Genomic DNA, 12,340 nt, shown 5'->3' with positions numbered 1-12,340 from the left:
CGGGGGGTCAGAACAGGCGCAGGATGTCGGGCTCGATGCCGCGCAGTTCGTCGTAGTCCAGGACCACACAGGTGATGCCCCGGTCCTCGGCCAGGACCTTGGCCTGGGGCTTGATCTCCTGGGCCGCGAACACACCGGTCACCGGGGCCAGGGAGGGGTCGCGGTTGAGGAGTTCGAGGTAGCGGGTGAGCTGCTCCACGCCGTCGATGTCCCCGCGGCGCTTGAGCTCCACGGCGACGGTGTTGCTCTCGCCGTCGCGGCAGAGGATGTCCACGGGGCCGATGGCCGTCGGGTACTCGCGGCGGATGAGCGTGTAGCCGTCGCCCAGCGTGGTGATGTGCTCGGCGAGCAGTTCCTGGAGGTGGGCCTCCACGCCGTCCTTCTGGAGGCCGGGGTCCTTCCCGAGCTCGTGCGAGGAGTCGTGCATGACCTCCTCGATGGTCAGCACGAGCTTCTCACCGGACTTGCTGTGCGTGACCGTCCACACGTCGGGACCGTCCTCGACCGTCTCCTCGCGGAGTTTGCACGGCGGGTTCATCCAGTTCAGGGGTTTGAACGCCCGGTCGTCGGCGTGGATGGACACGCTCCCGTCGGCCTTGATCAGGATCAGGCGGGGAGCCATGGGCAGGTGGGCGGTGAGCCGGCCGACGTAGTCGACGCTGCACCGCGCGATGACGAGACGCACGGGACGTCACGTTACCGCCTCCGCCGCGCCCGCGAACCCGCTTCCGGGGAGGGACCACGCCGGGGCGGGGATGGGGACCGGGGCCGGTACTGCCTAGGGTGGCGGGATGCTCGTGCGCAATCGTTGGGTCATCCTGTCGGTCAGCATGGTGGCGCAGGTGGCCAGCGTCTCGGTGATGTTCGGGGTGCCGGTCGTGCTCCCGCAGCTGCGCGAGGCGTTCGGGGTCTCCACGGCCCAGGCGGGGATGCTCGCCGGGCTGCCCTCGTTCGGGCTGCTGCTCACCCTCCTGGCCTGGGGCGTGGTCATCGACCGCGCGGGGGAGCGGGCGACGATGGCGCTCAGCCTGCTCCTGACTGCGGGTGTGCTCGGCCTGCTGTGGACGGTGACGGACCTGTGGGGCGCGGCGGCGGTACTGCTGCTGGCGGGCGCGGTCGGCGGCCCGGTCAACGCGGCCAGCGGACGCCTGGTCATGACCTGGTTCGAACGCCGCGAACGCGGACTGGCGATGGGCATCCGTCAGTCGGCCCTGCCCCTGGGCGTGGGGCTGGCCGCCCTGGTGCTGCCCAGGGCGGCGGACGCGTGGGGGTTCGTCGGCGCGATGACGCTCCCGGCCGGACTCGCGCTGGTGGCGGTCCCGCTCGTGCTGGCGATGGCCTCGGCGCCCCCGGACGGGCGGGAGACCCCGTCCGCCCCCGCGTCGGCCGAACCGGCAGAACCCGCCGAACCCGCCGAACCGGCGGTGTCCCCCTACCGCGGATGGGCCATCTGGCGGGTGCACGGCGTGAGCATGCTCCTCGGGGTCCCACAGGTCACGCTCATGGTCTACACGGTCATCTACCTGGTCCAGGAACAGGGGTGGGGCCCGCCCGCCGCCGGTGCCGTCGTGGCGGCCGCGCAGATCCCCGGGGCGGTCGGACGGCTGCTGCTCGGGGCCTGGTCGGACCGGACCGGGAACCGCATGCGTCCGGTCCGGTGGCTGGCCGTGGTCTCCGGGGTGGCGCTGGTCCTGCTCACCGTCCTGCCGAACGTGTGGGGAGGGGCAGCCGTCCCCCTGGTCCTGGTCTGCCTGGTGCTGACCATGTGGCACAACGGCCTGACCTTCCTCTCCGTGGCGGAGATCGCCGGAACCGCCTGGGCCGGGCGGGCGCTGGCCGTGCAGAACTGGCTCCAGTCGGTCAGCACCACCCTCACCCCCGTGCTGATGGCCGCCGTGATCACGCTCGCGGGGCTGCCCGCCGTGTTCGCGGTGAGCGCGGTGTTCTCCGCGTTGGCCGTCGCCGTGGTGCCGATCCGGCCGAACCGCATTACCGACCAGTAGTAGAGATCTGGTCCCGGTGCGTCGGCGGGGCGCCCGGGAGGTCTAGGCTGGGGCCCATGGTGCAGGAATTTGACAAGGTCGGCGTCGTAGGACTGGGCACGATGGGTGCGGGCATCGCTGAGGTGTTCGCCAGGGCCGGGTTCAACGTCGTCGGGGTCGAGATCGACCAGGCCGCCCTCGACCGCGGCCGTGGCCACGTGGACAAGTCCCTCTCGCGCGCGGTGAGCAAGGGCAAGATCACCGAGGGGGAGCGCTCGGAGATCGACGCCCGCCTCACGTTCAGCACGTCCCGCGAGGACCTCGCGGACGCCGACTTCGTCGTCGAGGCCGTCCCCGAGCACATGGACGTCAAGCGCGACGTGTTCGGCGACCTCGACCGGATCTGCCCGCCCGGCACGATCCTGGCGACCAACACGTCCTCGCTGTCGGTCACCGAGATCGCGGCGCTGACCGACCGCCCCGAGAAGGTCGTGGGCCTGCACTTCTTCAATCCGGCCCCGGTCATGAAGCTGGCGGAGGTCATCACCACCGTCTCCACCAGCGCCGAGACCGTCGACATCGTCACCGAGGTCGCCAAGCGCGTCGGCAAGACCCCGATCGCGGTGAGCGACCGCGGCGGATTCGTCGCCAACGCCCTCCTGGTGCCCTACATCAACGACGCCATCCGTCTCTACGAGCGTCGGATCGCCACCCGCGAGGAGATCGACGAGGCCGTCAAGAAGGCCGCCGGTCTGCCGATGGGCCCGCTCGCCCTCGCCGACCTCGTGGGCCTGGACGTGTGCCTGGCCGTCATGGACGTCCTCTGGGACGAGTTCCACGACCCCCGGTACACCGCCAGTCCGCTCCTGCGCCGCATGGTCGCCGCGGGCCGCCTCGGCCGCAAGACCGGCCAGGGCTTCTACGCGACCGGTGACGAGGCCCCCGAGCCCCGCCGTACCGGCCGCCTCGCCGAGATGGTGCGCGAGGAGGAGACACTCGACCTCGGCGAGATGCTCATCGCGCCGCAGATCGACGACGCCCTGCGCATGGTCGGCGACGGCTACGCCTCCGCCAAGGACATCGACACCGCCATGCGGTTCGGCTGCGGGTACCAGAAGGGCCCGACCGAGCTCCTGGAGGAGCGCGGCGCCGAGTCCGTCATCACCACCCTGGTGGCCATGTCGGAGTACGGGCTCACCACCATCGCGGTGCCCGCGCCGCTCCTCATGGACCTGCTGCCCGACGCCGAGGAGAGCGCCTCCCACGGCGGAGGCTGCGCCTGCCACGGCTAGGTTCACCGCTTCGCCCCTGCCCGAAGCCCCGGCCGCCGCCACACCCCCGGGTGTGACGGCGGCCACTGTTCTTCCTCTCCTACCCTTGGAGGGTGAGCCCGCGCCGTAACAGCCCCCGCCGTAAGACCGCCCGGGGCAAGAACACTCCTGGAGGCCCCCCGGACGAGGACGCCCTCATGCTGCGCGTCACCGGAGGGCAGCGCCGCGAGACCGGGCCCGACGGCGAGTGGGTCACGCGCCGGATCAGCGGCGCCGCCGCGACCAAGGTCTACCGCTGCCCCGGCTGCGCCCAGGAGATCCCCGCCGGGATGCCCCACGTCGTCGCCTGGCGCCCCTACGGCGACGGAGGCGACCGAAGGCACTGGCACTCCTCCTGCTGGGACCGGCGTTCCCACCGCTCTCCCAGGGCCCCCAGATACTGACCTGACGAAGAGGACCCATGGAGATCCGAGCCACCACGGTGCTGCCCGCCGTTCGACGGCCCATCACACTGCACACCGCCGACGGACTGGAACTGGTCGGCGAACTGGCCCTGCCCGAGGGCCGCAGGCCCGTCGCCACCCTGGTCTGCCTGCACCCCCTGCCCACCGCCGAGGGCATGATGGACAGCCACGTCCTGCGCAAGGCGTCCTTCCGCCTGCCCGCCCTGGCCAACGTCGCCGTGCTGCGCTTCAACACGCGTGGCACCACCTCACGCCACGGCACCAGCGAGGGCGAGTTCGGGGAGGGCGAGACCGAGCAGCACGACGTCATGGCCGCCATCGAGTTCACCGAGTTCGAGGACCTGCCCGACCCCTGGCTGCTGGGCTGGTCGTTCGGTACCGAGTTGGCCCTCAAGTGGGGCTGCGACCCGCAGGTCAGGGGCGCGCTGCTGCTGTCACCCCCGCTGCACCGCGCAGACGAGTCCGACATGCGGGTGTGGGCGGACTCCGGCAAGCCGGTCGTGGCGCTGGTCCCCGAACACGACGACTACCTCAGACCCGAGGAGGCCCGGGAACGCTTCGCGCCCCTCACCCAGGCCGAGATCATCGGGGTCGACGGCGCCAAGCACCTGTGGGTCGGCGAGCCCTACGTGCGCCGCGTCCTCGACGAGATCGTCAAGCGCGTCAACCCCGAGGCGTACCCGCTGCCCACCGAGTGGGACGGTCCGTGGGAGAAGGATTCTGTATAGCTTGGGGCCTCCGCTGTACTGCCTGGGGCCTCCGCTTCGCTTTGGCCCGTGTTCGGTGCCTTTGCAGAGGGATTTGGGTTCAAGGCAGCACAGCATCCTCGTCTGCGCCTGGCTCGTTCCTCGCTGGCGGCTTGACTCGTCTTGCAGAACCCTCTCCGGCACCGAACGAAAGCACCCCCCTTGTGGCTGGGGTGCTCGGGCGGGGCTCACGCCTGTGGCTGAGCAGCCCGGTCGATACTCCGCCGGTGGCTCGTGTGACTGGTCAGGCTCTCGCCTGTGGCTGAGGGGGCGGCAACCCTGGTGGCTGGAGCCCTCGTCAGCCAACCGATTTCGGTGTGGGTGAGCGGTCCGGTCTTCACTGGGGCGATCAGGTGCCCCGTCGGTCGGACCCCCCGTGGCTGAGGCGAGCGCGCGGGTTCCTGGCTGTGGCTGCGCTGAGTCGGCCCCGTAGCTCGGGAGTCGTACTGACGTCCGTGCTGGTGGGTGGGGAAGCGCGAAGGGCCCGGTCCCGGGGGTTCACCCCTGGGACCGGGCCCTTCGTCGTCTCAGGACGACTCAGCCGAGGCCGGTCGTTACTCCTGCCACCAGTCCTCGTCGTCGGAGCCCTTGCCGGAGTGGGCCGGCTGCTTGGGCTCCTCCACCGCGGGGGCGGGGGCGGCCGGGGCGGCCTCCTGTTGGATCGCGGCGGGGGCGGGAGCGGCCGGGGCGGGGGGGGCGGGGGCGCCACCGCCTCCACCGAGCAGCTGACGCAGCTGCTGGAGGTGCGACTGGATGCTGTCCCGCTGGCGGTTGAGCTCGTCGACCTCCTTCTTGGCGGCCGTCATGATCCGGTTGGCCTCGGACTTGGCGTCACCGAGCTGGTGCTCGGCCTTGGACTTGGCCTCGGCCTCGATCTGACCGGCGTTCTTCTTGGCGTTGCTGACCAGCTGCTTGGCGTGGTTCTCGGCGTCGCGGCGGGTCTGCTCGGCCTGCTGGCTGGCCTTGGTGGCGCGCTGCTCGGCGCTGGAGGCGCGCTCCTCGGCCTCGTTGACCATCTTCTGCGTGGCGGCCTGGGCGGCGGCCAGACGCTCGGCGTCCTGGCGCTCGGCCTCGGCACGACGGTCGGCCAGCTGGAGCTCGAACTGGTCCTCGGTCTCGGTGCGGCGGGCCTCGGACTCGGCGTACGCGCGCTCGGCGTTCTTGCGCAGCTCCTCGGCCTGGCTCTTGGCCGACTGGATCGTCTCGTCGCGCTCACGCTTGGCGGCGGCGCGGGCCTGGGCGCACTCACGCTCGGTGGTGGTGCGCAGCTTGGCGATCTCACCCTCGAAGGTGGCGCGCTTCTCGGCGATCTCGTGGTCGACGGCCGAACGCTTCTTCTGCACCTCGCGCTCGGTGGTCGAGGCCAGCTCGTCGGCCTCGCGGCGGGCGGTGGTGCTGATCTCCTCGGCCTCGGACTCGGCGGCCTGGCGCTGCTCGTCGGCCTCACGCTGGGCCAGCGTGCGGACCTCGGTGGCCTCCGACTCGGCGGCCGCGCGCATCTCGGCGGCCTCGATCTGGGCGGCCGAGCGGATGTCGTTGGCGTCGATCTGGGCGCTCTGCACCAGCTCGTTGGCCTGCTCCTCGGCGAGGCGCAGCAGCTCCTCGATACGGGAGCCCAGGCCGGAGTAGGAGGGGCGCTCCCGCTCCTGGAGCTGGCGGTTCTTCGCGTTCAGCTCGGACTTGGCCTTGTCGAGCTGCTTGTTGGACTGCTTGACCTCGTTGCGCAGCCCGTCCAGGTAGTCCTGCACCTGGGTGCGGTCAAAGCCACGCAGCACCACGTCGAACTCTGGCGGGGTGTTGTCTTCGTCGAAGATGTTGTTGAGCTGGGTGTCAATGTTGTTTGACGACATGTGGCGGAATCCTGAACGGGTGCGAGACGGCTACTTGCAAACTGCCGGGGGCGGCAGGAGGGCGGCTGCTGTGTGCCCCCGGGGGGCGGGTTTTCGCCCGGAGGGGCGCGAGCCGGGACGCGGGCGGACCGGTGCGACGGGGTTCCGAGCTCCCGTGATGACCCTGACCGCCTCCGACGGTCGCGTGGATGTGGTGGACACCCGGATGCGACCGTCCCGGCTCACTGACCGGACTGCAAGACATGGACCACGCCGGATGCGAACACATCCGGCAGCTAGCCGACTTTATCAAGCAGGACACCCCTGGGAAGGGGGTTTCGGGCAACTTCCGGTGGGGTCCGTGGTCAACCGAGCCACGGGAACTCAAGCTGTGATGAGTCCGGAACTTCCCCGTGACGTGAATCGGCCGACCACTTCCCTCAGCATGGCGCTAGTGGGCGCTCTGCACCAACTCGGTGAGGACTCCGCCGCAGTCCTTCGGGTGCAGGAACACGATCCGCGAACCGGCGGTACCGGAGCGCGGCTCGGCGTCGAGCACCCGTACCCCGTGTTCGGCCACCCCGGCCGCGCTCGCGGCCACGTCGCCGGTGCCGAACGCGATGTGGTGCACGCCCTCGCCGTTGCGGGCCAGGAACTTCGCCACGGGGGAGTCCTCCCGGGTCGGCTCCAGGAGTTGCAGGTACGTGGCGCCGCCGTCGTCCGTGCCGTTGATCCGGAGCATCGCCTCGCGGACGCCCTGCTCCTCGTTGACCTCCTCGTGCTCCACCTCGAACCCGTACGTGGTCCGGTAGAACTCGACGGACGCGTCGAGGTCGCGGCAGGCGATCCCCACGTGGTCCAACCGGGTCAGACCCGCGAATGGGCCGGTGGGGCTGGGTGCGTCACTCACTGGCGAACCTCCCGAACGTCGCTGGGACCTGTGTGGGTATCGTTGCAGACCAGCTGAGACACCCATCACTTGGAGGCCAGTTAAGATGCCCGGTTCCGTCATCGTCGGTGGGGCCCGGACCCCGACCGGCCGTCTCCTCGGCTCCCTCGCCGGGTTCTCCGCCGCCGACCTGGGCGGCTTCGCGATCAAGGCGGCGCTGGAGCGCGCCGGGATCAGCGGAGACCAGGTGGGATACGTGGTCCTGGGACAGGTCCTCCAGGCGGGCGCCGGGCAGATCCCCTCCCGTCAGGCCGCCGTGAAGGCGGGCATCCCCATGGACGTCCCGTCCGTGACCATCAACAAGGTCTGCCTCTCCGGCCTGGACGCCATCGCCCTGGCCGACCAGCTCATCCGCGCGGGCGAGTTCGACATCGTGGTCGCGGGCGGCATGGAGTCCATGACCAACGCCCCCCACCTGCTGCCCAAGTCCCGCAAGGGCTACAAGTACGGCTCCGTCGAGGTCCTGGACGCCACCGCGCACGACGGCCTCACCGACGCCTTCGAGGGCGATTCGATGGGTGCCTCCACCGAGCGCCACAACGGCAAGCTCGGCATCGAGCGCGCCGAGCAGGACGCCTTCGCCGCCCGCTCCCACCAGCGCGCCGCGGCCGCTGCCGAGCAGGGCCGGTTCGACGCGGAGATCGTCCCCGTCGAGATCCCGCAGCGCAAGGGCGACCCGGTCGTGTTCTCCCACGACGAGGGGGTCCGGCCCGACACCACCGTCGAGAGCCTGGGCAGGCTGCGTCCCGCCTTCGACAGCGACGGCACCATCACCGCGGGTTCCTCCTCGCAGATCTCCGACGGCGCCGCCGCCGTGGTCGTGATGAGCCGAGCCAAGGCCGAGGAGCTCGGCGTCCCGATCCTCGCCGAGATCGGCGCGCACGGGAACGTCGCCGGTCCGGACAACTCCCTGCACTCCCAGCCCTCCAACGCCATCAGGCACGCGCTCACCAAGGCGGGCAAGGAAGTGGGGGACCTGGACCTCATCGAGATCAACGAGGCCTTCGCCGCGGTCGGCATCCAGTCCACCAAGGACCTCGGTGTCTCGGAGGACATCGTCAACGTCAACGGCGGCGCCATCGCGATCGGTCACCCGATCGGCGCCTCCGGAGCCCGCATCGCCCTCCACCTGATCCACGAGCTGCGTCGCCGCGGCGGCGGGCTCGGCGCGGCCGCTCTGTGCGGCGGCGGTGGCCAGGGCGACGCCCTGCTGTTCACGGTGCCCGGGGAGTAGCACCCGTCCGGTCCGTGCGCGGGCCGGTCGGGAGTGAGATCGTACGGGGCGGGGGCGTCGGGGCACCGCCCCGACACATGTCCGCAGGTCGAGGTCGAGGAGTCGCATGAACGCCCCCCAGTTGGTCGAACGGGTTCGCGGGGGTGACCGCCGGGCACTGGCCCGAGCGATCACCCTGGTCGAGAACGGTGCCGCCGAACTGCGCGAGATCATGGCCGGGCTGGCGCCCCACACAGGACGGGCCCGCGTGGTCGGCTTCACCGGCTCGCCCGGGGTGGGCAAGTCCACCACGACCAACGCCGTGGTGCGCGCGGTGCGCGCCCGCGGCCTGTCGGTCGCGGTCCTGGCGGTGGACCCCTCCTCGCCGTTCACCGGCGGCGCCCTGCTCGGTGACCGGGTGCGGATGCAGGAACACGCCACCGATCCGGGCGTGTACATCAGGTCCATGGCCAACCGCGGGCACCTGGGCGGGCTGTCCTGGGCGGCCCCGCACGCCCTGCGGGTGCTGGACGCGGCCGGGTTCGACGTGATCCTCGTGGAGACGGTCGGCGTGGGCCAGGCCGAGGTGGAGATCGCCGGTTTGGCGGACACGACCGTCGTGCTGAGCGCCCCCGGCATGGGCGACGGGGTGCAGGCCGCCAAGGCCGGTGTGCTGGAGGTCGCCGACGTGTTCGCGGTGAACAAGGCGGACCGGGACGGCGCCAAGGTGACCCTGCGCGAGCTGCGGCAGATGATCGCGATGAAGGACCGCTCGGACGACGAGTGGAAGCCGCCGATCGCCATGACGGTGGCTGCCAAGGACGAGGGGATCGACGAACTCTGGGGGCGGGTGGAGGAGCACCGCGCGCACCTGGAGAAGTCCGGGGAACTCGCGTCGCGGCGCCGTCGGCGCGCACGTGACGAGGTGGAGGCCATCGTGCTGGACCTGCTGCGCGCCCGGATGGGTGGTGTGGGCTCCGAGCACGGACTGGACGATCTGGCCCGGGAGGTCGCGGCCGGTGAGCGCGACCCCTACGCCGCCGCGGACCTGCTCCTGAAGGAGCTCGGCGCCGCCACGGGGGAGTAGCGCGCTCCCTGCCCGGGTCGCCGGAGTTCCCGTCCTCGAAGTACCGGATCGACCCCGGACACGAGGCGGCCGGGGCGGACCGTCGCACGTCGGTCCGCCCCGGCCTGGCGGCGGTGCTCCCCGGATCAGAGCACCGACGCCGCTGGTTCCCGCCACCGGCCTCGACCGGAGGCGGGGGTCCTCGGTCCTACCCGACGAGCGCCGTGTCGATGGCGGCCATCAGGCTGCCGTCGGTGTCGTCGCCGTCGATGGACCAGATCATGACTCCGCCGAGGCCGTTGTCCGTCACCCAGTCGGTCTTCTGGGTCATGGCGGTCTCGTCGTCGAAGGTCCAGAAGGTCTCTCCGTCGTAGAGCCAGGCCGTTCCGAGGTCGTCGGAGCGGAACAGGTCGTAGCCGGGAAGCTCCTTGAGGTTGCGGTACTCCTCGCTGCCGTCGGCGTAGGTGCCGGAGGCGGGGCCCGTGGCGGGCTGGAAGAGCCCGTCTCCCTCAGGGCCGGGTTCCACACCGGTCCAGCCCTGCCCGTAGAAGGGCACGCCCAGGACCAGCTTGTCGGGGTCGACGCCGCGGTCGAGGTAGGCCTGCATGGTGGTCTGGGTGGAGATCACGTCACCGGGGTCGCGCGGGTCGGGGACCAGGTTGGACTGGTGGTTGGTGACCGACTCCCAGGTGCCGTGGTAGTCGTAGCCCTGGACGGTGATGTAGTCCATGTTGGGCATGATCTCGTCCAGCTCGAAGCCGGTGTCGATGCGCCAGGGGCCAGCGGGCATGAACGCGCTGATCTCGTAGTGGCGTTCGGTCTCGGCGCCGAGCTCGTCCAGCTGGTCGCGGAACTCCTGGACCAGGGCGGTGAAGTTCTCCCGGTCCTCGGGACGGACCACGTTGTGCGGGTTGCCGTCGGAGGCGGGCCACTCCCAGTCGAGGTCGATGCCGTCGAAGACGCCGTAGCCGACGCCCTCGCCGCCCGCCCCGTCGATGACCGGGAGGTTCCCCTTCAGGTACAGGTCGACGCAGGAGCTGACGAGCCGCTCACGGGACTCGGGGGTGAGCGCGGCGTCGGAGAAGTGCTTGGACCAGTTCCAGCCGCCCAACGAGATGTTGACGATCAGGTTGGGGTACTGCTCCTTCAGCTTGCGGAGCTGGTTGAAGTTGCCGCGCAGGGGCTGGCCGGGGCCGTCGGCGGCGCCGTCGACGCTCTCCGAGGCGGGGACGGCCCGGCCGTAGTCCGCGCGGGCGTCGCCCTCCTCGGGCTCGTTGGTCATGAAGCACTCGCCGTCGGGGCCCACGTTGCCGAACGCGTAGTTGATGTGCGTGAGCTTCTCGGCACTGCCCGAGTCGACGAGGTCGCGGACGCCGTAGCCGCGCTCCTCCACGCCCCACTGGGTGAAGTAGGCGATGCTGCGGCTGCCGTGCTGGGGCCCCTCGTCGGGCTCTCCCGCGCACGGGGCGCCGTTGACGGTGCAGTCGAGGAGGTGGCTGTTGCCGCCGGTGTGGACGCCGTTGAAGCCGAACTGGTAGGTGCCGCCGGCGGGGATCGCCGCGCCCCAGTGCGGCGGGGTCACGGTGTAGCCGTCCTGGGCGGTGCCCACGAGGGTGGCGTTCCACAGCTGGTGGACGCTGCTGCCCTCCGGGAGGTCGAACTCCAGGGTCCAGTCGGTCAGGTCCGCCCCGGAGGCGTTGTGGACGGTGATCTCGCCGGTGTAGCCGGTGTTCCAGCGGGCCGACTCGACGTAGGTGACCCTGAGGTCGGAGGGCTCGGCGCTTTCGGCGCCCTCTGCGGCCACGGGCGGGACGAAGAGAGCGAGTGGCGCCACCAGCGCGGCGGCGGCCGCCACCGAGAGGTGGGTTCTGAATCGTCGTGAGCTCACGTCGCGAGGTCTCCTGGGGGGAGGGGTCAAGGCCCGAGGGGGCTTCTGCGGCCCTGACGTGGGGGGATAAATTTTTAGGAAACTTAACTAATAATTACGGGCCCCGTCAACGCCCCGCCGGGAAGTTTTCGCCGAGCCGCATCGGATTCAGGGAGGGGGACCGGTCTCCTCCGGGTGATCCGTCGAGTTGACGGGCCGGACCAGTGGCCCCGAGCGGAAAGTGTCCCCTTCCGGCCACGGAACCCCCCTTGCCGGTGAGGCGACGATGTGCTTCCCCGTTCCGGGCCGACCCGGAACACCGTCCAGCGCCCACCGAACACGGCCTAGAGTGACGGCGTGGGAAACCCTTTGAACCTTCCGTTCGACCCGATCGAGCGCGCTCACGACAACTGGAGTCAGAGATGGGGAGCCTCGCCCGCCATGGCGGCGGTCACCTCCCTCATGCGCGCGCAGCAGCTCCTCATCGGCGAGCTGGACGGCACTCTGAAGCCGTTCGGCCTGACCTTCGCCCGGTACGAGGCGTTGGTCCTGCTCACCTTCAGCTCCTCCGGCTCGCTGCCGCTGGGCAAGATCGGTGAGCGGCTGATGGTGCACCCCACCAGCGTCACGAACACCATCGACCGGCTGGAGGGGCAGGGCCTGGTGCTCCGCCGCCCCAACCCGAGCGACGGTCGGGGCGTGCTGGCGGAGATCACCGAGGCTGGGCGCGAGGTCACGGAGGAGGCCACCCAGGCGCTCCTCGGTATGGACTTCGGGGTCGGCTGCTACTCCGACGAGGAGCTCTGGGGCGTGCACCAGCTGCTCACCCGGCTCAGGGTGGACTTCGGTGACTTCCCCGCCCCCGTGGCCGAGGCGGCGGAGCGGCGCTGACCGGGCCGTCCACCCGCGCACGTGCGCCGGGGACGCCCTGTCTGTACTTATTTAGTTGGACG

11 protein-coding genes are annotated in these 12,340 nt (G+C 70.8%); 7 read left to right on the top strand and 4 right to left on the bottom strand.

Translation table 11 applies throughout. The features are described 5' to 3' along the window. Nucleotides 1-7: 7 nt before the first annotated feature. Nucleotides 8-685 carry an endonuclease NucS gene (nucS, locus tag BDW27_RS10065; protein ID WP_017546094.1) on the bottom strand — a complete coding sequence of 226 codons (678 nt, stop codon included), beginning with the start codon at nt 683-685 and terminating at the stop codon, nt 8-10. A 106-nt stretch (nt 686-791) separates the two neighbouring features. On the opposite strand from nucS, the gene BDW27_RS10060 reads away from it, so the two are divergent. The 4 genes from BDW27_RS10060 to BDW27_RS10045 all read left to right on the top strand — a co-directional run bounded on the left by BDW27_RS10060 (nt 792) and on the right by BDW27_RS10045 (nt 4,445). Beyond that, complete coding sequence (locus BDW27_RS10060; protein WP_110049119.1) at nt 792-2,003, top strand: MFS transporter; 1,212 nt, start codon at nt 792-794, stop codon at nt 2,001-2,003. Nucleotides 2,004-2,059: 56 nt separating this feature from the next. Continuing rightward, the gene (locus tag BDW27_RS10055) at nt 2,060-3,274 is read left to right on the top strand and encodes a 3-hydroxybutyryl-CoA dehydrogenase (RefSeq protein ID WP_110049118.1); all 1,215 of its coding nucleotides are present in this window, start codon (nt 2,060-2,062) and stop codon (nt 3,272-3,274) included. A 92-nt stretch (nt 3,275-3,366) separates the two neighbouring features. Beyond that, nucleotides 3,367-3,696: an ATP/GTP-binding protein gene (locus BDW27_RS10050; protein WP_193374264.1), complete on the top strand. Its 330-nt coding sequence runs from the start codon at nt 3,367-3,369 to the stop codon at nt 3,694-3,696. 17 nt (nt 3,697-3,713) lie between these two features. Continuing rightward, nucleotides 3,714-4,445, top strand: coding sequence for an alpha/beta hydrolase (locus BDW27_RS10045; RefSeq protein ID WP_017546098.1), 732 nt, complete (start codon nt 3,714-3,716; stop codon nt 4,443-4,445). A 572-nt stretch (nt 4,446-5,017) separates the two neighbouring features. On the opposite strand, the gene BDW27_RS10040 is transcribed toward BDW27_RS10045, so the two are convergent. Together BDW27_RS10040 and mce are read right to left on the bottom strand one after the other, a co-directional pair. Beyond that, entirely contained in the window at nt 5,018-6,313 is a 1,296-nt protein-coding gene (locus BDW27_RS10040) for a DivIVA domain-containing protein (RefSeq protein ID WP_110049117.1), read from the bottom strand. A 430-nt stretch (nt 6,314-6,743) separates the two neighbouring features. Then, nucleotides 6,744-7,202, bottom strand: a complete 459-nt coding sequence (mce, locus tag BDW27_RS10035) for a methylmalonyl-CoA epimerase (protein ID WP_017546100.1) — start codon at nt 7,200-7,202, stop codon at nt 6,744-6,746. A gap of 85 nt (nt 7,203-7,287) precedes the next feature. Between mce and BDW27_RS10030 the strand changes: the two genes are divergently transcribed. Together BDW27_RS10030 and meaB are read left to right on the top strand one after the other, a co-directional pair. Beyond that, on the top strand, nt 7,288-8,475 hold the full coding sequence (locus BDW27_RS10030) for an acetyl-CoA C-acetyltransferase (RefSeq protein WP_017546101.1): 1,188 nt from the start codon (nt 7,288-7,290) through the stop codon (nt 8,473-8,475). Between the two features lie 106 nt (nt 8,476-8,581). Further along, complete coding sequence (gene meaB / locus BDW27_RS10025) at nt 8,582-9,541, top strand: methylmalonyl Co-A mutase-associated GTPase MeaB (RefSeq protein WP_110049116.1); 960 nt, start codon at nt 8,582-8,584, stop codon at nt 9,539-9,541. Nucleotides 9,542-9,728: 187 nt separating this feature from the next. On the opposite strand, the gene BDW27_RS10020 is transcribed toward meaB, so the two are convergent. Further along, complete coding sequence (locus BDW27_RS10020; RefSeq protein WP_110049115.1) at nt 9,729-11,408, bottom strand: glycosyl hydrolase family 18 protein; 1,680 nt, start codon at nt 11,406-11,408, stop codon at nt 9,729-9,731. Between the two features lie 348 nt (nt 11,409-11,756). Here BDW27_RS10020 and BDW27_RS10015 point away from each other — a divergent pair, with 348 nt between their 5' ends. Then, the gene (locus BDW27_RS10015) at nt 11,757-12,278 is read left to right on the top strand and encodes a MarR family winged helix-turn-helix transcriptional regulator (protein WP_017546104.1); all 522 of its coding nucleotides are present in this window, start codon (nt 11,757-11,759) and stop codon (nt 12,276-12,278) included. The last annotated feature ends 62 nt before the right edge of the window (nt 12,279-12,340 follow it).

This window comes from Nocardiopsis sp. L17-MgMaSL7 (genome assembly GCF_003182025.1).
Classification (GTDB): domain Bacteria; phylum Actinomycetota; class Actinomycetes; order Streptosporangiales; family Streptosporangiaceae; genus Nocardiopsis; species Nocardiopsis prasina.
The sequence above is the reverse complement of the archived record's forward strand: the minus strand, read 5'-3'. Positions and strand labels throughout refer to the sequence as shown.

What these genes read in the sequence shown, in the direction of transcription:
- BDW27_RS10045 (WP_017546098.1), top strand. Translation starts at nt 3,714, where the DNA reads ATGGAGATCCGAGCCACCACGGTGCTGCCCGCCGTTCGACGGCCCATC.
- BDW27_RS10055 (WP_110049118.1), top strand. Translation starts at nt 2,060, where the DNA reads ATGGTGCAGGAATTTGACAAGGTCGGCGTCGTAGGACTGGGCACGATG.
- BDW27_RS10030 (WP_017546101.1), top strand. Translation starts at nt 7,288, where the DNA reads ATGCCCGGTTCCGTCATCGTCGGTGGGGCCCGGACCCCGACCGGCCGT.
- meaB (WP_110049116.1), top strand. Translation starts at nt 8,582, where the DNA reads ATGAACGCCCCCCAGTTGGTCGAACGGGTTCGCGGGGGTGACCGCCGG.
- BDW27_RS10040 (WP_110049117.1), bottom strand. Translation starts at nt 6,313, where the DNA reads ATGTCGTCAAACAACATTGACACCCAGCTCAACAACATCTTCGACGAA.
- BDW27_RS10060 (WP_110049119.1), top strand. Translation starts at nt 792, where the DNA reads ATGCTCGTGCGCAATCGTTGGGTCATCCTGTCGGTCAGCATGGTGGCG.